This window comes from Rhizobium subbaraonis, assembly GCF_900220975.1.
Classification (GTDB): Bacteria; Pseudomonadota; Alphaproteobacteria; order Rhizobiales; family Rhizobiaceae; genus Mycoplana; species Mycoplana subbaraonis.
Genome location: NZ_OBQD01000002.1, coordinates 158298 through 182486 on the forward strand (window position 1 = coordinate 158298; position 24189 = coordinate 182486).

A 24189-nucleotide genomic window follows, 5' to 3' on the forward strand; every position below is an offset into this window, starting at 1 on the left:
AGATGCAACGCGAACCGATCTTCCCCGCCAACCGCCACAACCTCTATGCGCAACACCGGTACTCGGCGGCCATCCGCTCCGGCGACCTTTTGTTCGTTTCCGGACAGGTGGGAAGCCGCGAGGACGGCACGCCGGAGCCTGATTTCGAACGCCAGGTGCGGCTTGCCTATGACAATCTGACCGCCGTGCTGCGGGCTGCGGGTGGCTCGCTCGACGACGTGGTCGACGTGACGACCTTTCACACCGACCCGCCCACCCAGATCGAGACGGTCATGAAGGTGCGCGAGGCGGTGCTCGGCGGCGCGCCCTATCCGAACTGGACGGCGGTCGGTGTCAACTGGCTGGCCGGGTTCGATTTCGAGATCAAGGCGATCGCCCGCATTCCCGCCGGAAACTGAGCGAGGCCGGCCCGGAGCGGGGAGGCATGCGATCCCGCTCCGGGGCTGGCGTTCGGCAATCCACTGATGTATCTGGCCCCATCCAATGGTGCTCCAAGGGATCGCGACCGGCGATCCACCACGTGACGGCGCCGCAACAGACGGGGCCCCCGCCGCATGATCCGCATCGAGAACGTCAGCAAGCAGAACAGCCATCGCCTGCTTTTCATCGAGGCTTCCGCCGCCTTGAACAAGGGCGAGAAGATCGGCCTCGTCGGTCCGAACGGTGCCGGAAAGACCACGCTGTTTCGGATGCTCACCCAGCAGGAGCAACCCGACGAGGGACAGGTGTCGACCGAGAAGGGTGTGACGATCGGCTACTTCGACCAGGACGTCGGCGAGATGGGCGGCCATAGCGCTGTCTCCGAAGTCATGAACGGCGCGGGACCGGTCAGCGAGGTCGCAGCCGAGCTGCGCGCACTCGAAGCCGAGATGGTCGATCCCGACAAGCTCGACGAGATGGACCGCATCATCGAGCGCTACGGCGAGGTGCAGGCGCGCTACGAGGAGCTCGACGGCTATGCGCTGGAGGGCCGCGCGCGTGAGGTGCTTGCGGGCCTCAGCTTCAGCCAGGAGATGATGGACGGCGACGTCGGCAAGCTCTCGGGCGGCTGGAAGATGCGCGTGGCGCTCGCCCGCATTCTTCTCATGCGTCCCGATGTCATGCTTCTCGACGAGCCGAGCAACCATCTCGACATCGAAAGCCTGATCTGGCTCGAGGAGTTCCTCAAAAACTACGACGGCGCGCTACTGATGACCTCGCACGATCGCGAGTTCATGAACCGCATCGTCGGCAAGATCATCGAGATCGACGGCGGATCGCTGACCACCTATTCCGGCGACTACGCCTTCTACGAGCAGCAGCGTGCGCAGAACGAAAAGCAGCAGCAGGCCCAGTTCGAGCGCCAGCAGGCGATGCTGGCCAAGGAAATCAAGTTCATCGAGCGCTTCAAGGCGCGTGCCTCGCATGCGGCACAGGTGCAGAGCCGGGTGAAGAAGCTCGACAAGATCGACCGCGTCGAGCCCCCGCGCCGCCGCCACACCGTCGCCTTCGACTTCCTGCCGGCGCCGCGCTCGGGCGAGGACGTGATCAACATCAAGGGCGTGCACAAGAAATACGGCAGCCGCACCATCTATGAAGGCCTCGACTTCATGGTCCGTCGGCGCGAGCGCTGGTGCATCATGGGCATCAACGGCGCCGGCAAATCGACGCTGCTGAAGCTGGTGGCGGGGTCCGCAGCGCCCGACAAGGGCACGGTCACGATCGGCGCGGGCGTCAAGCTCGGCTACTTCGCCCAGCACGCAATGGACCTGCTCGACGGAGACAGCACCATCCTCGAATGGCTGGAGGAGGCCTTTCCGAAGGCAGGTCAGGCACCGCTGCGCGCGCTGTCGGGTTGCTTCGGCTTTTCCGGCGACGACGTGGAGAAGAAGTGCCGCGTTCTGTCGGGCGGCGAGAAAGCGCGGCTCGTGATGGCGCGCATGCTGTTCGACCCGCCGAACCTGCTGGTGCTCGACGAGCCGACCAACCACCTCGACCTCGACACCAAGGAAATGCTGATCAAGGCGCTGGCGCAGTATGAGGGCACGATGCTCTTCGTCTCGCACGACCGCCATTTTCTGGCGGCCCTTTCGAACCGCGTTCTCGAGCTGACCCCGGACGGCATCCATCAATACGGCGGCGGCTACACGGAATATGTCGAGCGCACCGGGCAGGAAGCACCGGGCCTGCGCAGCTGAGTGGCTGCGGCGACCTGAAGTCCGCCCAGCGCGCTACAGGCTCGCGCTGCGTGCCGCGAGCCTGCCAAAGGTGCAATGGCAGCGCCTCCGTCCGTCTCCGCATCCGGGCCGCGGCAAAAAGGTGCCCGGCAGCCGGATAGTGGCAGCCAGCGAGCAGGATGGCCCTGCCTACTGCGTTGCGACGAGCGAAGGCAGTTCGTTGAACAGCGTGTCGCGCACACGTGCTCCCGCCGACCCTTTCTGGCGCTTCTCCTCCTGCACGAGGCGGGCGAAGACCACCTTACGGTCGCCCTTGCTCGCCCAGCCGACATACCAGCCCCAGGGGTGATTGTAATCCAGAGTCCCGTCCGCCTGGCGTGGATAGGCCATGCCCGTCTTTCCCTGCGCCGACCAGCCGCCGGCAAGCTCCGTCTTCTCCACGACCTTCATCGTCATGTCGAAAGCGTGATCGGACACGGGCAACTGGCGATTGACGAGCTTGCGCAGGAACGCGACCTGCTCCAGCGGCGATATCTTCAGCGACGAGGAAATCCACGCGCGGTCCAGGCCATTATCCTTGCCGGGATCCCCGGAAAAATCGGCATTGCCGTAGTCGAATTTCGTCGCGTAGGCGCGCAACTTCTGTTCGCCGAGCGAATGCGCCATCACCTGCGAAAACCAGACGACGGAGTACTTCATCCAGCGCGTCGCATCGGTCGGCTGCTTCCAGTTGTCGCCGCCCCAGTCGGGGTAGCCCTCGCGGAAGGGCAGCTTCGGTGTGTGTTCGTCTTGCAGAAATCCCGAATCGTAGCCGATCAGGCTGAGCGCAACCTTGAAGGTAGACGCCGGCGTGTAGCGATCGGCACAGCTGCCCTCCTCCACGATCGTCTTGCCGCTTTTCGCATCGGCGATCACCGTACAAATTGTTTTGGCTGAGGCGGAGGATGCAAGCGACCACGCAGCCACAAACCCGACGAACAAAACATGCTTCCTCATGGAAATCCTCTTTTTTCAGAACCGATGATCACGTTGCTACCAGCAGTTTGACCGGGGCACAAAGGACGAATACTGGTAAGTGGCATTAGAAAAACTAGGTCATTGCCATGGTGAGACCACATCTTCCGCTGAACGCATTCCGGGCATTCGAGGCCTCGGCACGCCACCTGAGCTTCACCCGCGCGGCGATCGAGCTGAAGGTGACGCAGGCCGCCGTCAGCCATCACGTGAAGGGTCTGGAGGAAATGCTGGGGACGTCGCTCTTCAAGCGCCTTCCGCGTGGGCTGATGATCACGCCGGAGGGCGAACGGCTCTTGCCGGTGTTGCGCGACAGTTTCGACAGGATGGCGGATGCGGTCGAGCGCTTCCGCGGCGAAGGCATCCGCGAGATCCTGAATGTCGGGGCCGTCGGCACCTTCGCCGTCGGCTGGCTGCTGCCGCGTCTTCAGGGCTTCGCGGCACGGCACCCGTTTATCGAACTGCGGCTCTCCACCAACAACAATCGCGTGGACCTCGCAGCCGAAGGCCTCGACTTCGCGATCCGCTTCGGCAGCGGGGCGTGGCATGGTACGGATGCCGAACTGCTGTTCGACGCACCGCTTTCAGCACTTTGCCTGCCACGCATGGCGCAGGAGCTGCGAGAACCCGCCGACCTTCTCGGTCGCACGCTGCTGCGCTCGTACCGACCCGACGAGTGGACGCGCTGGTTCGAAGCAGCAGGCCTGCGACGCGTCGTTCAGCACCACAGCAGCATCGTCTTCGACACCTCGCTGGCAATGATGGAAGCGATCCTGCAGGGCGCCGGCATCGGCCTCGCCCCGCCTCGGATGTTCGAACGACAACTGACTTCCGGCGCCATCGTCCAGCCGTTCGACGTGAGCGTTCCGGTCGGCAGCTATTGGCTGACCAGACTGCAATCACGGGCGATCACGCCGGCGATGGGTGCCTTCCGCGACTGGCTTATCGACGCCGCGGGCGCGGGCCTCACACCGGGAAAGGAGACGGCGGCCCCGTCACCTCAGTAGCACGGTGGATAGGGATAGTATCCGCAGGGGGGCGGCGCGTAGTAGTATGGCCGGTAGCCGGCAGCCGCGGCGGCTCCGATCGCTGCGCCCGCAGCCAGCCCCGCCCCATAATAGGCACCGGGGTGGGCATACCAGCCGCCATGCCACACCGGTCCGTGCCGCCACGCGCCACCGGCAACGACGGCCCCTCCGTAGGGTCCGCGGGCGGCAAACCAGTCGATGAACAGCGACGCAGGGCCATCCGCGCTACCCAGTGCACCCTCGAGAACCGACACTTCGAAAGTCAGCGCCTTTCCCTCCAGCTTCGGCGACCTAAGCACCACGACGGCATCCTCGACGCCTTTGCCGTCCGGGCTCAATACGGAGATCGTTGCATTGGGCGGGTCCTTGGCGAAACTGTCCTTGCCCTCGTCCCACTGCTTGATGAACTCCGTGGTCGCGACATGGCCGGCGGCGCGAACGGGGCGATCGGCGAACACGATCGTGCTGGCACCGACGTCGCTCATCGTCAGCTTGCCGTCCGCAAGCGTCGCGCCTGCGGAATTGATCACGGCCAGCGAGGGAACCATCTGCTGTGAACGGGTCGCGCCGACGGTTTTTTGCGCCGGTGCGGATATGGCGTCCTGCGCTGCGGCGACACCGGAAAGGGCAAATGCGCCTGCGAACATGGCGACTGAAAGAACATGGCTTCTGATCGTCATTCTCAAACTCCCTCCGTTTACCGCCGGCGAAAGCAAAGACCGCGAACGAGACTGCCGCCTGCGGTCGAAGTCGACTTGCCGCAACCGTTTGCGCACGGGGTCGGCCTTTGCGATCGGGCGAAGATTGTGCACGCAATGAATGGTCTGGCTGCAGAACTCTGGACGACTTCGCAGTCTCCGCACAGGCGGCGGTCGAAGTACCAGCGGAACTCTACGCGAAGGAATATAAGCTGTAAATCATATAAGGGGCGTCGGGATATTCTTCATCCAAACTTGCCCCGCCGGAAGAACTGCGCGATAACTCCGCACCCATTCTGTCGAGGTCAGCCGGAACCTTTGCCATTCTTTTGCCATTGCAGGGCCGTGCGCTCGCCGCTCACGCCGCGGTGGCAAGAGACCGCCCGGAGCAGCCCGCAACAGGTCTGTCGTCGGCAGTCGCTTTAAGCACGAGGAGAACGAACATGGGTTTGAATGGACAGCTATCCTGGCGCGAGCGCCCCTATCATCGCGCATGGCTGTGGGATCAGGCGAACCGCCTTTTCGATTTCTTCCAGAACCGCGCCTTCAACCCCAATGGCGGCTTCTACGAACTCGATGGCGACGGACGTCCGATCAATCCCGGAAATCCGATCAGGGGCATCCATTCGACGGCCCGCATGGTTCACTGCTTCTCGATCGGCAGCCTGCTCGGCCGGCCCGGTTCGAACGACATCGTCGACCACGGCATGAAGTATCTCTGGGAGAAGCACCGGGATGCCGAGCGCGGCGGTTATCACTGGTCGCTCGACAATTCCGGCCTGCTTGACGCCACCAAGCAGGGTTATGGGCACGCCTTCGTGCTGCTTGCCGCCTCCAGTGCCAAGGTGGCGGGACATCCCGACGCCGACCGGATGATCGCGGATATCACCGAGATCCTGAATTCCCGGTTCTGGGAGGAACAGCACGGAGCCATCGCCGAGGAATTCGGCGCCGACTGGTCGCCCGTGCCGGGCTATCGCGGCCAGAATTCCAACATGCACCTGACGGAAGCGCTGATGGCCGCCTTCGAGGCCACCGGCGATACAGGCTACCTCAGGAAGGCCGAACGCATCGCCGATCTCCTCATCCGCCGGCGGGCCGGCGAGAACGGCTTTCGCGTGCCCGAGCATTTCGACGAAAGCTGGACGCTGGACAAGGATTACAAGGGCAACGAGATGTTCCGCCCTTCCGGCACCACGCCAGGCCATTGGCTGGAATGGGCACGTCTGGTGCTGCAACTGTGGGCGCTCGGCGGCAGGAAGCACGACTGGATGCCGGAGGCCGCAAAGGCGCTGTTCGCCCAGTCGATCGCACTTGGATGGGACAAGGACAAGGGCGGCTTCTTCTACACGCTCGACTGGAACGACGAGCCGGCAAGGCGCGAGAAGCTCTGGTGGCCGATGGCTGAAGGCGCCGCCGCCGCCGCCTTCCTGTGCGAACACCTGCCGAGCGACTTCCACGAAACATGGTATCGCAAGATCTGGGACGGCATCTCCGGACACTTCATAGACGGCGATCGCGGCGGTTGGCACCAAGAACTCACTGAAGACCTCGCGCCGAGCTACACGCTGTTTGCCGGCAAGGACGACATCTACCACGCCCTGCAGGCCTGCCTCGTCCCGCTCTATCCAGCGACCGGCAGCCTGACCAAGGGCATCCTCGAGGCGAACCGCGTGTAAAGCGGCCCTGCCCGACAGCGCTCGTCATCGACGAAAAGCGGCGCGAGGTGAACATCCCGCGCCGCGCCCGACACACAGTTCATCGCCAATGGCAGGCCTTCCCCGGCGGAAATTCGCAGCCGGGGCCGCTCACGCCGGGGCGTCAGTCCTCGTCGTCGGCCATTTCCATCGGCGTGGTGCTGTCACGGCTGCCGCCACTCAGGATCTCGCGCTTGCCGACGTGATTTGCAGGCCCGACCAGACCGTCGCGCTCCATGCGCTCCACCAGCGAGGCGGCGCGGTTGTAGCCGATCGAAAGCCGCCGCTGGATATAGGAGGTCGAGCATTTGCGGTCGCGCTGGACGACCTTGATCGCCTTTTCATAGAGATCGTTGCCATCATCCTCGGCCATCGCCGTCTTGTCGAACACGGCGGTATCTTCCGGCTCGGCCGCATCCTCCTCCTCGGCGTCTTCCGTAACGGTGCCGAGATATTCCGGCCGCCCCTGCGTCTTCAGGTGCGCCACGACGGCCTCGACCTCGGAATCCGAGACAAACGGACCATGCACGCGGGCGATGCGGCCGCCGCCGATCATGTGCAGCATGTCGCCCTGCCCGAGCAGGTGCTCGGCTCCCTGCTCGCCGAGGATGGTGCGGCTGTCAATCTTCGACGTGACCTGGAAGGAGATGCGGGTCGGGAAGTTCGCCTTGATGGTGCCCGTGATGACGTCGACCGAGGGACGCTGCGTCGCCATGATCAGGTGGATGCCGGCGGCGCGCGCCATCTGCGCCAGACGCTGGATCGCCCCTTCGATCTCCTTGCCCGCCACCATCATCAGGTCGGCCATCTCGTCGACGATGACGACGATGTAGGGCATCGGGGTGAGATCCATCTCCTCCTGTTCGTAGAGCGGCTCTCCGGTCGAGCGGTCGAAGCCCTTCTGCACGTCGCACATCACGGTCTCGCCCTTGGCGCGGGCAGCGGCCGCCCTGGCGTTGAAGCCATCGATGTTGCGCACGCCGAGACGGGACATCTTGCGATAGCGGTCCTCCATCTCGCGCACCGCCCATTTCAGCGCCATCACCGCCTTCTTCGGGTCGGTCACGACGGGGGTCAGCAGGTGCGGGATGCCGTCATAGACGGAAAGTTCCAGCATCTTCGGATCGACCATGATCAGGCGGCATTCCTCCGGCTTCAGCCGGTAGAGCAGCGACAGGATCATGGTGTTGATCGCGACCGACTTGCCAGAACCGGTGGTGCCGGCAACCAGCAGGTGCGGCATCTTGGCGAGTTCGGCGATGACAGGCTCGCCGCCGATGGTCTTGCCCAGGCAGACGGCGAGCTTGAACTTCGTCTCCCAGTAGCTCTCGCACTCGATGAGTTCGCGGAAATAGACGGTTTCGCGCACCGCATTCGGCAGTTCGATGCCGATCACGTTCCGGCCGGGAACGACGGCAACGCGAGCCGAAAGCGCCGACATCGATCGGGCGATGTCGTCGGCGAGCCCGATGACACGCGAGGACTTCACGCCCGGTGCCGGCTCGAATTCATAAAGCGTGACGACCGGGCCGGGCCGCACGTCGATGATCTCGCCCTTGACGCCGAAATCCTCGAGGATGCTTTCCAGAAGGCCGGCGCTCTGTTCGAGCGCTTCCTGCGTCATCGTGTGCGCCTGCTCGCCGGTCGGCTGCTGCAACAGGTCCACGGGCGGGAACTCGTAGTCGGGATTGCTGTCGACAGCGGCAAACAGCCCGGAACGGGCCAACGACCGCGAAGTGGTGGAAATCGGCTTCGGCGCGGCTTCGACAGTGGCTGGAACAGCCGGCTCGGCCGGCAATGCCGCCGGCACTTCGTCGGCTGGCATGGCTTCGGCCGGCTGGACATCCACCACCGGGGTCTGATCGCCGATCGAGATCGTGCTGACCGACGTCGGCCAGACCGTGCCCAGCCGGAATGCGGCAAGCAACGGCAGCGCAGAAAGCGGTGTGTATCCCGGAAGCGTCGCAGCCTCGTCCGCCCCTGCAATGGCGGCAGGCTTCTGCTGGGCCACGGCTGCTGCCGGGCTCGCAACGGCCGCCTTTACCGGGCTTTGTGCTGCAGCGACGGCTTCAGGTCGCGCGAGCGGCCGGGAATTTACCGTGGCGCGAGCGACCGGCACCGACGGCGCCTGGCGCCCCGCCATTTCTGCAACTGGGATGGTTGCCTCCGGTACTGCGTCAGCACGCCCGTTGCGTCCGCGAATGCTGACCTCGCGGTACAGCGACGGCGTGGTGTCGGCGGCAGCGCGGAAGGTCGGAAGGACTTTCCGTTCGGCCGCGGCAAGCGGCGACAGGTCGACGTCGAGGCTCATCGTTTCGAAAAGGACGTGGTCGGATAGATGCAGCCCGAATGCGTGAGGAGTGCCAGCCGCCGCGACAGCGGACGGAGCCGGATCGGCAGGGCCGGCAACCGCCAGCCGTGCTTCTAGAGGAGCGGCGATGCGCACCTGCTCCTGGCTGGCCTGAGCCATTTCCCGCTTCAGGCGCAGATAAAGCGCCAGCGCGCCGGCATTGCCGTCACTGCCTTCTTCAGGCGGAACGGACCTTGCAGCGGCCGTACGCCCGGTTGCAGCCGACGCTTCCCCCACGCCTGCGCCTTCGATCCTGCGCATCGCGTCCCCGTCGATGTCCGCGCGCGCCTCGACGGCAGGTGCTGCAGGGCCGGACACTGCGGGCGCTTCTTCCACGACGGGTGTTTCAGATTGCACCTGGACCTCGACAGTCTCGTTTGCCTCTTCCTGCTTCTGCGGAGCAGGTTCGGCCTGTTTGCGTGAATAGGCGCTTTCGGGCGTGCGCGTGAAACGAACGTTCGGTCCGAGAATGAACGCGCTTTGCCAGGCCGGCAGGGCCGCGTCTGCTTTGACCTCGCCTGTGACCGTCATTCCCGGAAGCGTGACGTGCGGTGTCGGCCGCTGCTGCGGACCTTCGGTGTCGCCGCTTGCGACTTGGTCATGGGCGATAGGCGAAATCGTTCGGGAAAGACGCATGGAAACCTGCAACGCTGGAACTGGCGGGAAGCCGTGAAAACCCCTGCCTTGGGAATAGAAAATAAAGGTTAACAGCCCCTTTCCGCGGCAGCCGATTTGGGCATCCACTGCGCCTTGCGCAGCGCGGAACAGAGAGTGAAAATTTCTATTTATCAATATCTTAGAAGAATTCCCGGGTCAGCAAGGGAATCTGCCGAGCATGGAATTCGCATCCCCACCGTCAATGCTGCGTCCATTCGGCCGAAGATCAGAGAAGAAGCAGTTTTTTAACCAGCGAAAGAACATCGTTGAAGGGGAACGTCGGCCTTTGGGGGGCGCTTCGTGCTGGCAATCGGTATGGTCGTTCTTGCGGAAGAACAAGTGGAGGAACGTCGGTCAGATGCTCGTGCCGAACGGGCACAGGTGCAGGCTTCCCGGAACGGCGAGCAGCAGGGGTACATGCCATGCAAGGGCGATGTAGAAAAGCGCGCGCCTGCGGGCGTTCAGCGCATCCTTGCGCAATTGCCCCATCTGCTCCTGCAGCTCGAAGAACGGGCCGCCGCGGTAGGCGAGGTAGTCCTGGATATCGCTGGATTCCACTGCACTGCCCGCCATCACGGCGTCCCCCCGACCCCGATCTGCACGCACTGGACGTTCAGTTCCCGTGGGGATGATAGAGCATGGATCCAATAATGCGGAACGGATTTTCGGAGTGCGCGGATGTGTCAGCCATCGCCCACAAGATCGAGGATGAGCTGGTGGATGTTGCCGCCGTTGCTCAGTTCGGCACGGTCGAAATCGCGGCTGCGCTGCCTTTGCGCCTGCGAGAGTTCGCCGAGCCTCTGCGTCAGGACCTTGCGGATCTTGCGGCAATCGGGGTCGTCAGCCACCGTCAGCCCCACCGAATAGGCCTCGATCTGCCTGACCATGTCCTCGATAATGTCGCCATGGATCTTCTCATGCGCCCGCACGCCGGCGAGGAAGGTATCCCAGCGTTCTCCGAGCGCCCCCTTGGGTCGGGGCGTTGGTTTCGGCAGCATGTAGGTGATGATCAACTTCGGCCGCGCAGACGACAGCACGCAGCCTCCCTCCCGCGGCTCGTATTTTCGCGACCACGTCAGCTTGAAATCGGTAAAGGCGATGGCGCGGCCGACGCCGACCTTCGGCCCGTGCTCGCCGATGGAGCGATAAAGTTCCATCCCGGTCGCGCCGCTGACCGCATAGGTCTTCACCTGTTCGACGGGCTTCCAATCCGCATGCGCAAGCATCGGCGAGAGCAGGACGAAACCGGCCAGAAAGCCGCTCAGGGCGCGTGGGTTCACGAAATTCTCCAGGGACATGAGTTCTCTGCCGATTGTGCTCAGACAGAACGCATCAGCCCGCCATCGACGCGGATGTTCTGGCCGGTGATGTAGCCTGCCCCTTCGGAAACGAGGAAGGCGACCGTAGCGGCGATCTCGGCACTCGTGCCGTAGCGCTGCATCGGAACGCCGGCGCGCCGCTCCTCGGTCGCCGGCAGGCTGTCGATCCAGCCGGGCAAGACGTTGTTCATGCGAACGTTGTCAGCGGCGTAGGTGTCGGCAAAGAGCTTGGTATAGGCGGCAAGCCCGGCCCGAAAGACCGCAGAAGTTGGAAACATCGCCGTCGGCTCGAAAGCCCATGCGGTGGAGATGTTGACGATCGCGCCGGCTTTCTGCGCCTGCATGATCGGCGTGACGAGGCGCGTCGAACGAACGACGTTCATCAGGTAGACGTCCAGCCCCTTGTGCCAGTCCTCGTCCGTGATCTCGATGATCGGCGCGCGTGGGCCGTGACCGGCACTGTTGACGAGGACGTCGATGCGGCCCCAGTTGTGCATGGCCAGGTCCACGAGCCGTTTCAGGTCATCGTTTGACTGGTTCGAACCTGTCACCCCGACCCCACCCAGTTCCTTTGCGAGGGTTTCTCCCTTGCCGGAAGACGACAGGATGGCCACACGATACCCGTCCGCCGCGAGCCGCCCCGCCACTGCGGCGCCCATGCCGCTGCCACCTGCTGTGATCAGAGCCACCTTCTCGGTTGCCATATCCGTTCCTTCCCTCTGCCTGCGATGCGTCTGCGGCGCGATCCTATCACTCTCTCCCTCGCGGTCGAGCCTGTCGGCACGGCGAGAAGTGGATATTCGGCGAGGCTTGCACCAAAACAACAAATGCTTGCATTGAAGCATTTTATATATCTATAATTGCATCCAGACGGCGACACACGCCGTCGCAGGCCGTGGAATTTGCCCACTCGCATCCCCGATCCCATGCCGATAACGCGCGTAACGCGTCCATGCAGACTGTTTCAACTCCGCGTGATCAGGGAGGTCGCCTTGGAACGGCTCGCTTTGAGACTTTACCAGATCGCGGCGGGCAAAAAAACGCTCGTGCTGGAAATCAGCCAGAACGGCAACGGCATGAAACGACGACCTGTCATCGACAGTGTCGCGTTCGATCATGTTGAACTCTTCGACGGGGAAGAGAGAAAGCTGCGGCTCAGCCTGCAGGTGATGGCCGGAAGATTCAACTACTACAGGAACACCGACGACCACCTGGCACTGTCGATGACGCTTCCCTTTCCACTGATGCGCCTTACCGCGAACAAGGCACGTCTTGTCACCGACTGCCACATCAACATTCCGGCCTCCACGATGTTTGCGGGCGACGGCTCGCTCTATGTGCAACTGGCCTATCGAGCAGCGCACGTCGGCGGCGATGCACCCGGTTCGGGCTACGCAATAGCCAAGTTTTACTCGATCGCCGCACTCGCGGAGGCCCCCGGCCCGCTAGACGGCCGGATATTCGGTACGGACGCACCACCCGCGTTGAACGGTGACGCGTTCCCGCTGCCTGCCCGACTGTTTCGCGAGGCCCGCCGCATCATCGCGCAGGACATCACTCCGATTGCGCCGAGGCAGAATTTTCCGAACCCGCGCTCGGTGATGATCCGTCCCGTGGGTATCCGCCGAAACAGCCGGACTTCAAAGTCTCATGAGTTCGTCACTTTCAGCACGCGGTTGCGGATCGCACCGGCGAGTGCCGGCACGGCGGGCAATGCGACCATCGTTCTCGACGAGCGGGATCCGGCCCTCGATACCGCGATCGACGTCGCCAAGGGTATCGAAATCGAACTGATCCCCGATGTGTTTTCCCCGGCAGCCATCGCCACACCGCAGCCAGCCTCATTCTATCTGCGCGCAGGCCCGTTGCCGCCGCAACCATTCACCACGATCTGGAACGAGCGGATCGTACGACCTTATCTCAAGGCCTTGCGAACCATCAACGACGCTTCCGACGTATCGTTCGTTCCCGAATTGCACAACGTCAGGCCTGCGAAGGACGCCAGCGGCGATTTTGAGGCGCTGTACGATGCCGTGCTGCCGGACATGAGCGGCAATACAGATCCCGAGGAATTGTGTGCCGTCGCCATCCGGCCGGTCGGCAAAAGCGCCACCTTCCTCGCCGACGCCGTGTTTCCCGGACTTCTGACCCATGCAGGCAAACCGGTGACGCGTGCAGTGAAGGTGACGGTCGAACGAGCCAGCCTGGCGGAAACCTTTGAGTGGTTCGATGCGCCGCCCGATCCCGCCAAGGCGCCGGAGATCAATGTGAGGATCGAGGCCAAGGGGACGGACGCCGGCACCGGCGGCCCGCTGCGCATCGGCGCGTTGGATCTCGACGTTCCAGCAGCGATGCACGTCGAGACGGGGTCCTTGGACATCCGTATCGCCGCCACGTTCGGTTCGGCCGCGCCAGAGCGGGAGCATTTTGCCACGAAGGCAATGGATCCCAAGAAGAAAAGCGGGCGAGCGCGCCTGCCGCGTGCCCGAGAAGCAATCCCGCGACTTCGCCTGCGCATCGAGAAGTTCGAATTGCGGGACGCAAGGCCGGGCGCGCAGGACCCTGTTCCCGATGCCGCGCGCGCCTTCGACGCCGTGCTCCAGGAGCTCGTGACGCCGGATGCCGGCGACGACAAGCGGGCCAGACGGGAGCGACGGATTGCCCGCAATCTGTCGCGCGAGGCGCCGGTGGTCATCGTCAATTCCTCCGCAAACGGCGGCAATGGGGAAACGCCGTTCTTTTTGCGCGGTGAAGAAACAACCGCCACGAACCGCAATCGCCACCTCGCCCTGACGCTGCACCGGGCACCCCGTGCTTCCCCGACGCGGCAGAGGACGAAGAAGCGAACGATCGTCGTCGATCCCGAGCCCTTCACCGTAACGATGGTGGACGTGCCGACCTTCATTCCGTCGGCAACCGACGCCCAGGAAAACGACGGCGAGATCGCCAATTGGGAACTGTCCGAGAACGGCGGGGCCAAGTGGGAAGTCGCGGGCGTCACCGAAGGTTTCGACCTTTACTTTACCCCGCAGGCAACAGGCGAAGCCTTCGAAAAGGGCGAACCCTGGCCCTCCATCTCTCCTTCGGGGTCGGAAGCGGCACTCGACTACCGGCTCGGCACCGTGTCGCGGCTGGCGCTGTCGTCGTCCTACTATCGCCAGCGGTATGCGGAAGCGCCCTGGAACGTCCGCCGTGTGCTGGGCTTTGCCGGCGAGCGTGCGCCCGGAGCCGGACTGCGAACAGCGCGGATGGAGTTTCTGTACGGGCTCGCGGGCCGGATGACGACCGCGGGGTTGCGGCTCGCCGAGCAGGGCGCCCGTATCGGCGCCATCCGGGATCCGCTGCCCGCCCGCCCAGCCGGCATCCGGCGGCGGCTGGCCGCGGCGAGCAGTGGCACCTCCACCTCGGCGCAACCGCTCGTCGAGGCGGAGCTCTACGATCGTTTCCGCGACCTCTGCGCCTCTTTCGCCAAACTCTACGGCACGCGGCTCGCCGCATTCGAGGTTTATCGGGAGGGGAGCGATGCGCCGCTGTCGGTGGAGGAGAAGGTCGCCTTCGAGCTTCGCGACGATGCGGACCTGGACCGGGAACCGTGGAACCCGGAAAGCCCCTCGGCCGGCTTGAGGGGCGGCGCGACACGCGGCTTCGAATCGAGGAACATCTTCGAAGAGGTCGTGAAGCAACCGCGCAGCACGCGCGGCCAGATCGTTCAGCCCGGCTTCTCCGCCCTTGGCGGTTCGGGCTTCGTCCGGGCCTTCTTCGCACACGACAAGACACGCATCGTCTCCGACACGAATTTCGGACGAACGGAGACCTACAGCGTCGAACGGATCGGTCGCATCGGCGTCTTCTGGAACATCGCCAAACACGTCATCGTCTATGAGCGAACGGTACTGCCGCATGATCAATTCGCCGGGCAGCAGGCGGGCCAGCATTTCGGGCGACCGATCGTCCGCAAGGCGGCCGAATACATCGACATCATCCAGTGCGACCGCTCCTATCCGGAAAGCGGTGCGGCGCCGCGCTCGCGCGGCTTCGTCGAGGCCTGCCTGTTCCGCTCCCGCCGCATCCCCGTCGACAGCCGGTGGGGGCGCGACGTCGACGGTGGCTGGATCGTCCCCCTCTGGCAGCCCGATGCCGATCCCGACATCTATCCCAAACCCGATATCCGGCTGCAGATCGCCGCCGCACATATGGGCGCCGCAGCCTCCACGCCAGCCCGGCTGAGCGACCCGAGCCAGCTAGTCTTCTTCACCACGACGCGCAAGGAAGGCGACGATCCCAATCTGTGGGCATCATGCGCGGCCATCGATTTCATCAACGCGCCACCGCCTTCGCCCGTCGGCAAGCCTGTTGTAAACGCTGCCGATCCGGATGCGCCGGCACCGGACGACATGATGCGCGATCCCCTTTTCAATCCCTGCACCTTCGACCTCGACACCTCCGGCACGGCCGCCAATTTGATGGACAGACGCAGCGTGGCCGACCCCATCGGCGCGGTCCTGGAAAACGTGACGATGATGCGCTCGTCCGCCAGCGGGCAGGACGGCGGCAGGCCGGGCAAGGCGCTGGCGCTCCGGCAGGAGCTCGATCGTATCCTCGCAGACGCGCGGCGGCTCGAACGCGTGCTCGATGACGGCCTCGGGCAAGCGCAGGCCGCACTCGCCAATCTCACGCGGCTCGGTCTTCGCCGTCCCGACGAGACGGAAATCAAGCGGGCACTGGATGCCGAGATCGATCGCCTGGGAGCCATCAAAGCCGTCATCCGCAGGGAGGCCGCAAATGCACGCATGGCGATCGGGGCGGCCGCGCAGCGGGCAAAGGATCTGTTTGCGGATGCGAAATCGCATTGGACAGACAACGTTGATACGGCCGAAGCGCGGCTTTGGTCCGGCGTGGAAGCAGCCCTCGTTGCGCGCGCCGACCAATTGCTGAAAGCGAGCGAAGCGTTGATCGACGGATTCGACACGCTCGCGGACGGCATAACCCCATTGACGGCGGACGTCCTTGCACGGCGGATCGAGGAGGCATTGACGCCCGTTAGAACAGCCATCGTCCGTGGCCCCGGCAAGGTCGGCGAGGCGCTATCCCGGCTCGACCGGGCGATCGCCGGCTTTACGGGCGAAATGAACGCCGCGCGGAATGCGCTTGAGACGGCGACTGCAAAGCTTCGCGATGAACTGAATGCGGCGAAGCCGGAGGAGACGAGGGCGCTTGTCGCCTCGTATGACGCCTTCCACCGATTGCTGCTCGCCAGATTGGACACCGTCGCAGAGACGGCGCGCAGGCAGTTGCCGCGCTCGATCAAGACCATGACGCTTTTCGCCGGCGGCAAGAAGACGCTCGACGAATTCCTGAACCACCTGCGAGACACGCTTGTCTCGTTCCACGGACAAGCGATCAAGACGGCGCAGAACGCCGCATTCGAGCTCGCGGCCCTTCAATCGGCGATAGCGGCGGCGATAGACGACGCGGCCGCATCGATGGATGCCGCATGCCTCGATCTCTCGGGCTTGGTCGCACAGGGGCGCCAAATGACTGCCGAAGGCGACGACGCGGTCGCCGCCTTCGGTCGCGATCTCGACCAGCACCTTACATGCGAGATCGCCAATATCTATGCCGTCTGCGCCGCGGTGGGGCCGTCGATCGATGACAAGCTGGCGGTCCTGAGGACGGCACTTGGCGCACTTCGCTCCTTCGCTGTGGACCTCGCGGGCAAGGCCGCGGCGACGAAGGATGCCCTTAAGGCCGCGACGGGCGACCTGCTGGACGAGCTCGGGGCCGCCGTCGATGTCGTGGAACAGGAGATCGACGGCACCATAGCCACGGTGCAAACCGCGCAGGGTGCGATATCTTCGCTGGAGGATCGTCTGATCCGCTCGGTCGATGCGTGCATCGCGGCATTGAAGGGCGGTACCAGCGACCTGGCCGCCGTCATCGCAGACGCGGCGGGTAAACTCGGCGACGCCGCCGATGCGGTCGCGGAGGGGCTGCGCCAGCAGGTGCCGGCCTCGATCAGCGACCAGGTCCGCATGCTCGAAGCCGGCTATGAGCGGCTGTCGCAGGCACCGACGTTCCAGAACCCGGGCGAGACGCTGGCGCTGGTGCGCGCAGCCGGCACTTCGCCCATCCTGCCGAACCTGAAATTCAACCGCGAGCGCATCGCCTATTTCTTCGACGATGCCCGCGATGCCATCCGGACTTCGCCAGTCGTTGCGCTGATGAACCGCCTCGATGACGATCTCAAGGCGCTCGGCATCCGCGTTCCCACCGACGAGATCCTCGATCGTCTCGTTCCCAAGGGCATGGACCAGTTCGATTTCGGCAAGCTCTTCCCCGACCTTGGCGGCCTGAAGCTGGATGGCCTTTTCAAGAATCTGAAAATGCCGGCGTCCCTGAACGACAAGGTCAAGCTGACGCATGGTTTCGACAAGGCGACGCTGACGGCGTGGGCCAAGGCAGAAGCGGCAGCGCCCTTTCCGGATCGCTGCGAAATCTTCGAGGCGGGACCTCTGGAGTTGTCCATGGCCGGCGGCCGTTTCGAGGCACTTGCAGATCTCGCGGCCGGTGTGGACGGCATCACGCGCCGAACGACACAAGGGGAAGTTGTGGGCGACTGGCAGCTTGCGTTCAGCGGCCGACCGCTGGTGACGCTTGAGCGTACGCGCGTCACCTTCGAGGACGGCAAGGGTCTGGACGTCGACATCGATCCGCGCCGGATTCGGCTGGACCGGTCGATCCAGTTCCTCTCGGACCTGGTCAAGACATTCAGCGAACCAGGCGCGGGCTTCTTTCTCGAAATGCTGGAGGAAGAAGGCTTCCCGGCCGGGCTTGCCGCACGGCTCGACCTGCCGATGCCGCCGCTCTCCTTCGGCGCGTTCTCGGCAACGGGCCTGCGCTTTTCGAGCTCGTTCGCCCTTATCACGGCGAGATCCGGTGGAAAGCGCGGCGATTTCGCACTTTCGACGACGCTGGCGATGGGGCGCAAGGCCGAGCCCTTCGCGTTGCGGGTCTGGCTCTTGGTCGGCGGCGGCTGGCTCGAGACCCGCGCGACTTACTTTCCGGCCTCCGGCCGCCTCTCGAGCGGGGTCTCCATCGGCCTGACGGCAGGCCTCGGGATCGATTTCGCGTTCGGGCCATGCCGGGGTTTCGTCTACGCTATGTTCGGTGCGTACGCCGAATTCGAGAGTGACGGAAGCCGCGGAACCAGCTTCTCCATTGCCGTGATCTTTCTCCTGCGCGGCGGCATCGTCATCCTCGGGCGCTTCAACATCGGCTTGTCGCTGCTGCTGGAACTCGTCTATCGCGACGACGGCTCACTGTTCGGACGGGGGACGATCGAGGTCAGCTTCCGGATCTGCTGGTGTTGCGAAATCAAGGTGCGCCAGTCGGTGACCTATCACCTGGTGAAGTCGTCGTCGTCCCGCAGGGCCGCGGCAGCCTCTTCACGGCCACACTATCTCGACAGCTTTGCATGAGGGCCACGCGATGAAATTCGTGCTTCTTTGTGATCTCGTGCGCGCCCCCGGCGCAAAGGACGCGCCCGTGGTCGGCATGCGCCTGACGGGTGCTGCACTTCGCGCCACTTCTCCGGGCGAGGATGTGGCCAAGGCCGCCAGGCCCCTGTTCTCCGACGTCAGCGGCCTGCCCCTGCCGGAAGCCGGTGGCGCCGATTTTTCCGGCTATCTTGACCGGCTGGCAAAGGGGGGCGGTCCGCTGTTTCCCTGGATCGGCGGCGATGTCGAATTCGAAGCACTGTGGGCGTCATTCCCCGCGGCAGATCCGACGGCACCGCCGGTTACCGACCCCAACGGCTTCACCCTTCAATATATCCCCCTTCCCTCGGGCGGCGCAGGCACACCGGACTACAATCTGACGGACGCAGCGCTCACCGCGCTACGCCATGCCGCACTTGCCGATCTACTATCGCCTGAGCATACGGCAAACTTCACCGTGCTCGACGCGTTCGCGCTGGCCGGGCTCGGAGACGACAATTCCAGGCACCGGATCGATGAAACCTACGACGACAAACGCGGCTATCGCTACGAAGCCCTGATGGCTGGCCTCGCTTCACTGCCGGCCCCCATACCGCACGGCGCCCTCAATCTCGTCCGGTTTGCCAAGCTGACGGCGATCCGGGATCCGGGCTCTGGCGAAAAATGCCTGATGGTCGCAGCCCCCCGGCTCGCTTTGCTTTCCGGCACGGTTCTGGAGCCCGATTTCTCACAGATCGCATGGTCAGGCAGCGACAGGTCCATCGTCGCCACGATCCCGTACAAAGCCACATTCGACACCACATCCGGCACTTACGCCGTCGAGGCGATCTGCAGGGCCATCGATCCTTTCTCCATTCCCGCAAGTGCGGCGAGCTTTATCGACCTCGATACGCTCTGGGTTCGGCGCAGACACAGCGGCGCGGCAGCCAACGACCCGCGCTCCGGCATCGGTTTCGAGGACTGGCTGGCGCGGCTTCCCGCGCGCGCCGCCGAGGGCTTCGACCTGCCGCGCCTCCTCCTGCTGGCGCTGGAAAACGATGCAGCAGCGCCCGGATCACCGCTGACCGCCGCGATCGCGGCCGGCGACAGGCGGGAAGGCGCCCGCCGCCTGACGCTTGCCACGCTTGCCGCCCTGCGCGACATCGTCGGACCTGGCGTCGTCACGCGGCCGGACGGCTCAGTGCTCGAAGGACCGAACGGCTCGCCGGCGCACCGGACAATCATCGCGCAGGTCAACCTACTGATCCGGGACGCAAAACTGGATTCAAAAGGTGCCGCGGGGTTCGCCACACTACTGGAGCAGGACGACAGGGCGTTTCGCGACGCGGTTCGCATGGGCGGAACCAGTGCCGGCGAAGCGCTCTCCGCATGGGTCGCGCTGCTCGCGGGCGTCATCGCGCCGGCGCTGGAGCTGCCCGCGGACGGCGAGGCCTTCGTGGCGTCGATCGCCGAACAGGTCGCCGGTGCGCCGGACCTCGATGGCCCCTACGACGCGGCCCCCCTGCGGAAGATCGTGGATGCCGCGGTCGATCCCGCCAAGATGACCGCCATCCAGCTTGCCATCTGGCGCAAGGCCGTCGCCGCCGATGCCGCTTTCCAACGCTGGGTGGTCGATGCGGCCGAAGCGTTTTCGCGTCTGCTGCAGCAGAAATTCGACATACTCTCCGTTCTACGGCACGCCAATATCGATCTCCCCTGGAACGATGATGCAGGCATCTGGCGCAAGTCTGCGCCAGGCACCGCGCGCGATATCGATCTCCTGCGCGGCAGTCTGACGGAAAAAGGCAGGATTCGCGAGGCGATCGGTGCCTATGCGCTCGGCACGCTCTGTGAGGCTGCAGGCGTAGCGGCCGGGCTGGAAGCCAGCTATGCAGACCTGCACGGACGGGTCGCAGCCCTGCCGGCCGGCGCCCGCGATGCGCTTGCGGACGCGCTCGACACTGCTGTTGCCGGCCGCGTCCGCACCTGGTTCGCCGAGCCCGACATGGACGTCGGCGGCGAGACACTGCTGAGCGGTCCTCTGGCACCCGACGCCCATCCGCTGGTCCTGCAGATCGACCGCTTCGTCGTCAGCCAGTCTACCGAGGCGGATTTCAACGACGACCTTGCCGGCTATGGCGTTCTCATGCGCCGGTCGCAACCGCCGGGCGACTGGTGCTGCCTGACAGCATCCTATGCGGAAATCGATCCTGACCGGAAGCTTGGCAGCGGACCCTGTCCGGTCGAGTTCAAGGCGGCAGACAGGACCGTGCTCGGTGCACTGCCGGTCGGCTACATAGGCCTCGCGCCGCAGGCGACGGTCGTCTATGACAACCATCCGATCATCGGCGACATGCAGGACAGTACAGCGATCGAACGCCAACAGGGCGATGACCCCGATCCCCGGATCCTACGGCTCGTTCAACCGGCTAGGCAGGACAACGCACCAAAGGCAACGCTGATTCCGTTCCTCGCCTATGGCGCGACCTACGAGATCGCTCCGTTCGGCATCTCCAATCAGGGCGCGCTGCCGGAAATGATCAGAAAGACGGAGCATCCGGCCCTGCTTGCGACCGAGAAGCTGACGGATGAACTCTTTGCGGCCCACAGCGACATCGTCCGCCGCTTCACCTATCTGCGCCGCACCGGCATTGGTGCGTTGCGCGTTGCAGCCGATCCGTTGCCGGACGGGCAAAGCTACCATCCGCTCGCGCCTGGCAAGGACACGCGTCCGCTGGCAGAGGAAATCCTCGTGCCTTCGCAAGTGGTCGAGCCGTGGCTTCCATCCCCCACTCCTGCGGCCATCCGCCCGCTGAAGATGAAGACGGCGGTTCTCCTCGCCGACAGTAGCCTCGGCAAGGTCGACGGCAGTTGCGGCCGCCTGCAACTGCGTATCGATCCGCCGGTCACGCCGCTTGAGGATTTTGACCGATGGATCGCCCTGGACGAGGCTCTGCTGGCAGGCGACGACCCGAACCGTGACGAATTTCGCACCTTTCGAAAAGGCTTGCGGGATCGGCAGCAAGCGCTGACGCAGGAGCTCGATGAATGCGAAAGGCAGCTTGCGACGGCACGGGGGAAAGACGCCGAAGAACTGCAAAGGAGGATTGCCAAAATCCGCGAGGACCTCGTCCTGCAGGATCCGGCGGTGGACGGGCTCGCCATCCGCGTCGTGCGCGTGCGGCGCGATGGCGCAAATGTTGCTGCGGACGGCGCCTTTGCTCCGTTGATACTGCCATGGGCATGGGAATGGCAGCCGGGAACGGAGATCGACTCACCATTCGCGACAAGAACGCCGGTTCGGCTGGAATGCAGGCTCGGAGCGCAGACTGACGATCTGTTCGACAAGGACAGTCTGACGGTCACGCTGGCTGCCGGTGACGTGGTGATCGTGCAGATCTTCGCAGCCGTTCGAAGCCAACGTTTCAGCGATCCGGTCTTGCCCGACGGCGAGCGCCGCTTCGACCGGGTCGTGCGCGACAGTTGCATCGGCAGCTCGCCCGGCAAGCCCCTGCCCGACAGCGCACTGCCGGTGGACGGGACAGGCCAGGCCTATCGCCTGTTCAGCCTGCACGCCTTCGCCGTCGAGGGTGCGTCCCAGGAGATGCCCTCCCCGGAAGGGCTTGCCGCCGCCATCGCTGGCCATGTCGTAACCGGCACTGTGGCTGCAGACGAGCATGGGGGCGATATCCGTCTGGAGTTCACCCGGACGCCGAGCGTAGCGATGGATGCCGTGGGATCGATCACGGTGGGCACGCAGGCCTGGCGCTGGACGGGGCGGCCGCTGCCACCCTTCCCGTTCAAGCCGGCGGGCGGCTTCAACGATTTCCCCGCCGACGATCCCGCCGACCCGAACGACAGCAATCCTGCGAACCGGCGCGAGCCGCCGCCGCCGTCAAGCCATCCCCTGCTCTGGGATGTATTCGGCTTTGCCGAGCGCCTGGACGAAACGCTCGGCGATCTCACCGTAGCGACCCCGATTTCCGAGAGGATTGGCACCAGCGGCGCGGCGCAGCCGCTCGCTGCACGCATCGCCCTCAACGCGCCGCAGCGCTTGGAGCCGGCCCGCTATCTGCGCTTCCGGGCACGCGCCGCATCGCGTTACACGGCGGCCTACGAGAGAGCTGGCATCGCACTCGAACGCTCCCGCGCTCTATGGGCAAATGCCGACGCCAGCTGGACCTCCGGCTGGTACCGGATGCTGCGGCCTGCCACGGCAATGAAACCTCCGCCGAAACCAGGCATCAAGGCGATCGTTCCATTGACAAGGGCAGTGCACGACGGCGGCGAGCTTTCGCCGGTATCCGGCGTGCTCGTGATCACTGACGGCGCCTGGTACGAACAGGCGGGCCTTGCCGAATGGCTGCTCGCCGGTACAGAGATCGCCTACCGCGGGAAACTGATCGATCCCGAGACTGGCAAAGGTGCACCCGCGCGCGCTGTCGAATTCGGTCCCGACCCGCTGGTGCGAACCCACGGACTGGGGCGCAATGCGGAGGCGTCCGCCTCCCCGAGGATTGACGAACTCAGGAGCGTGGCGCCGCTTACGGTTGCAGGTCCGCTAGGTCATGGCTTCGACACCGGTACCGCAACCGGCCTCTTCCTCAACAGTTCCTTCATTGTCCGGGCGCCGGCCTTTGCCGACACCGATCCTGGCGCCTGGTGGATGGGCAAGCTCGCCTTCCGCCGCCTCACCCTCGCCGAGGCCCTGACAGGCTACTGGGACGACGCGCAGGCCTTGCCGATCGGCTCGACATCAGCGCAGATTTCGCTGACCCAGCACGACATCGCCGCGAGCGGCGAAAAGGCAACCATCCGGCTCGTGCTGCAAGCCCGGCTCGACGCCCGCGGACAAGACCTTGTGGTCAACGGCGTTCGCGCCGGCGGGAAATGGACGCTCGATTTCGGTGAAGGAACGGTCGACCTGACTTCCGCCGGCTTCGACGCGCGTCTCGTCGCCGTTCGCCGTTCCTCCCCGATCGATCCTGAGAATGCCGGCGGCCCGCGCTATGCGTGGTTCGATATCGTGCTGCTGTTTCGCGAAACGGGCGGGCACTGGTTCCTCGCCTGGCAGGACCGTTGGTTCAACGCTGCGCCTCCCGGCAGCATCGAAGACACGTCGGGCGAATCGCTCACGCTCGACATGACGGTTGTAACGACGGGCGCAACCTCGGGCGACATCCGGGTCAGCAGAGCACCACAGCTGTCCGACCCGACCGAAGGGCGCTGGACGCAGTTCCTGCCCAACATGGAGGTGCTTGGGCGGCTCGGCAAGGTGCCCGTAGACAACCTTTCGCTTAAGCTCCACCCGCAAGACAGAGCGAAGCTGCTGCTCGGCGCGGCAGGCGGCTGGCTCGCAACGAACGGACTCAGGAAGGAACGGGCGGCGGGCCGGAAGGACCAGGGGCTTTTCAACCTGCTTCTGGTGACTGCCGGGATTGCCAACGGCGCGGGTGGAACCGACGAGGCCTTCGTGGGCCTCTATCATTCCCCCGAGGCCCAGGCGGACGGCAGCGGAAACATCACGCTCGAACCCTTCGAAGCTGGAAATCCGCCGGCACCGCCGGAAAAGGGGCCGCTCTACGGCCGCATCCTGACTGTGCGCACCGGAAAGCCAACGGTTGCGGAAAGCGATATCGCTGCATGGCGTAGCGATGCATGGCGCGCATTCTTCCCTCCGGAGGCCGATGACACCATCGACCCGCTCCGGGTGTTCGCCGAACAACCGCCTGGAGACGCCCTCCTGCAGATCATCGAGATGTATGCGCCAATCCCCTTCAGGGACAGGTGACGGG

The 24189-nt window shown here is 64.6% G+C and carries 12 protein-coding genes; 6 read left to right on the plus strand and 6 right to left on the minus strand.

Annotation, left to right across the window (positions count from 1 at the left end):
• Positions 1 to 2: 2 nt before the first annotated feature.
• Together CRO48_RS03105 and CRO48_RS03110 are read left to right on the plus strand one after the other, a co-directional pair.
• Positions 3 to 398, plus strand: a complete 396-nt coding sequence (locus CRO48_RS03105; RefSeq protein ID WP_097136280.1) for a RidA family protein — start codon at positions 3 to 5, stop codon at positions 396 to 398.
• 156 nt (positions 399 to 554) lie between these two features.
• A complete protein-coding gene (locus tag CRO48_RS03110) occupies positions 555 to 2177 on the plus strand; it encodes an ABC-F family ATP-binding cassette domain-containing protein (protein WP_097136281.1) in 1623 nt (540 codons plus the stop codon).
• A 168-nt stretch (positions 2178 to 2345) separates the two neighbouring features.
• Here CRO48_RS03110 and blaOXA read toward each other — a convergent pair whose 3' ends face one another.
• The gene (blaOXA, locus tag CRO48_RS03115; protein ID WP_097136282.1) at positions 2346 to 3152 is read right to left on the minus strand and encodes a class D beta-lactamase; all 807 of its coding nucleotides are present in this window, start codon (positions 3150 to 3152) and stop codon (positions 2346 to 2348) included.
• A 107-nt stretch (positions 3153 to 3259) separates the two neighbouring features.
• On the opposite strand from blaOXA, the gene CRO48_RS03120 reads away from it, so the two are divergent.
• Entirely contained in the window at positions 3260 to 4177 is a 918-nt protein-coding gene (locus tag CRO48_RS03120) for a LysR family transcriptional regulator (protein ID WP_097136284.1), read from the plus strand.
• Here the strand turns inward: CRO48_RS03120 and CRO48_RS03125 are convergent.
• Positions 4171 to 4845 (minus strand): hypothetical protein, encoded by a 675-nt coding sequence (locus tag CRO48_RS03125; protein WP_097136728.1) that lies wholly within the window; start codon positions 4843 to 4845, stop codon positions 4171 to 4173. The genes CRO48_RS03120 and CRO48_RS03125 overlap by 7 nt on opposite strands.
• A 494-nt stretch (positions 4846 to 5339) precedes the next feature.
• Here CRO48_RS03125 and CRO48_RS03130 point away from each other — a divergent pair, with 494 nt between their 5' ends.
• Positions 5340 to 6575: an AGE family epimerase/isomerase gene (locus CRO48_RS03130; RefSeq protein ID WP_097136285.1), complete on the plus strand. Its 1236-nt coding sequence runs from the start codon at positions 5340 to 5342 to the stop codon at positions 6573 to 6575.
• Positions 6576 to 6717: 142 nt separating this feature from the next.
• Here CRO48_RS03130 and CRO48_RS03135 read toward each other — a convergent pair whose 3' ends face one another.
• The 4 genes from CRO48_RS03135 to CRO48_RS03150 form a co-directional block, all read right to left on the minus strand.
• Positions 6718 to 9474: a DNA translocase FtsK gene (locus CRO48_RS03135; protein ID WP_097136730.1), complete on the minus strand. Its 2757-nt coding sequence runs from the start codon at positions 9472 to 9474 to the stop codon at positions 6718 to 6720.
• A gap of 480 nt (positions 9475 to 9954) precedes the next feature.
• Complete coding sequence (locus tag CRO48_RS03140) at positions 9955 to 10173, minus strand: hypothetical protein (protein ID WP_097136286.1); 219 nt, start codon at positions 10171 to 10173, stop codon at positions 9955 to 9957.
• A 110-nt stretch (positions 10174 to 10283) separates the two neighbouring features.
• On the minus strand, positions 10284 to 10898 hold the full coding sequence (locus tag CRO48_RS03145; RefSeq protein WP_097136287.1) for a DUF922 domain-containing Zn-dependent protease: 615 nt from the start codon (positions 10896 to 10898) through the stop codon (positions 10284 to 10286).
• A gap of 20 nt (positions 10899 to 10918) precedes the next feature.
• Positions 10919 to 11623 (minus strand): SDR family oxidoreductase, encoded by a 705-nt coding sequence (locus CRO48_RS03150; protein WP_097136288.1) that lies wholly within the window; start codon positions 11621 to 11623, stop codon positions 10919 to 10921.
• A gap of 288 nt (positions 11624 to 11911) precedes the next feature.
• On the opposite strand from CRO48_RS03150, the gene CRO48_RS03155 reads away from it, so the two are divergent.
• Together CRO48_RS03155 and CRO48_RS03160 are read left to right on the plus strand one after the other, a co-directional pair.
• Positions 11912 to 18397, plus strand: a complete 6486-nt coding sequence (locus tag CRO48_RS03155; RefSeq protein ID WP_097136289.1) for a phage tail tape measure protein — start codon at positions 11912 to 11914, stop codon at positions 18395 to 18397.
• A gap of 10 nt (positions 18398 to 18407) precedes the next feature.
• A complete protein-coding gene (locus CRO48_RS03160; protein WP_097136290.1) occupies positions 18408 to 24185 on the plus strand; it encodes a hypothetical protein in 5778 nt (1925 codons plus the stop codon).
• The last annotated feature ends 4 nt before the right edge of the window (positions 24186 to 24189 follow it).

What these genes read in the sequence shown, in the direction of transcription:
- CRO48_RS03105 (WP_097136280.1), top strand. Translation starts at nt 3, where the DNA reads ATGCAACGCGAACCGATCTTCCCCGCCAACCGCCACAACCTCTATGCG.
- CRO48_RS03110 (WP_097136281.1), top strand. Translation starts at nt 555, where the DNA reads ATGATCCGCATCGAGAACGTCAGCAAGCAGAACAGCCATCGCCTGCTT.
- blaOXA (WP_097136282.1), bottom strand. Translation starts at nt 3,152, where the DNA reads ATGAGGAAGCATGTTTTGTTCGTCGGGTTTGTGGCTGCGTGGTCGCTT.
- CRO48_RS03120 (WP_097136284.1), top strand. Translation starts at nt 3,260, where the DNA reads ATGGTGAGACCACATCTTCCGCTGAACGCATTCCGGGCATTCGAGGCC.
- CRO48_RS03125 (WP_097136728.1), bottom strand. Translation starts at nt 4,845, where the DNA reads ATGTTCGCAGGCGCATTTGCCCTTTCCGGTGTCGCCGCAGCGCAGGAC.
- CRO48_RS03130 (WP_097136285.1), top strand. Translation starts at nt 5,340, where the DNA reads ATGGGTTTGAATGGACAGCTATCCTGGCGCGAGCGCCCCTATCATCGC.
- CRO48_RS03135 (WP_097136730.1), bottom strand. Translation starts at nt 9,474, where the DNA reads ATGACGGTCACAGGCGAGGTCAAAGCAGACGCGGCCCTGCCGGCCTGG.
- CRO48_RS03140 (WP_097136286.1), bottom strand. Translation starts at nt 10,173, where the DNA reads ATGGCGGGCAGTGCAGTGGAATCCAGCGATATCCAGGACTACCTCGCC.
- CRO48_RS03145 (WP_097136287.1), bottom strand. Translation starts at nt 10,898, where the DNA reads ATGTCCCTGGAGAATTTCGTGAACCCACGCGCCCTGAGCGGCTTTCTG.
- CRO48_RS03150 (WP_097136288.1), bottom strand. Translation starts at nt 11,623, where the DNA reads ATGGCAACCGAGAAGGTGGCTCTGATCACAGCAGGTGGCAGCGGCATG.
- CRO48_RS03160 (WP_097136290.1), top strand. Translation starts at nt 18,408, where the DNA reads ATGAAATTCGTGCTTCTTTGTGATCTCGTGCGCGCCCCCGGCGCAAAG.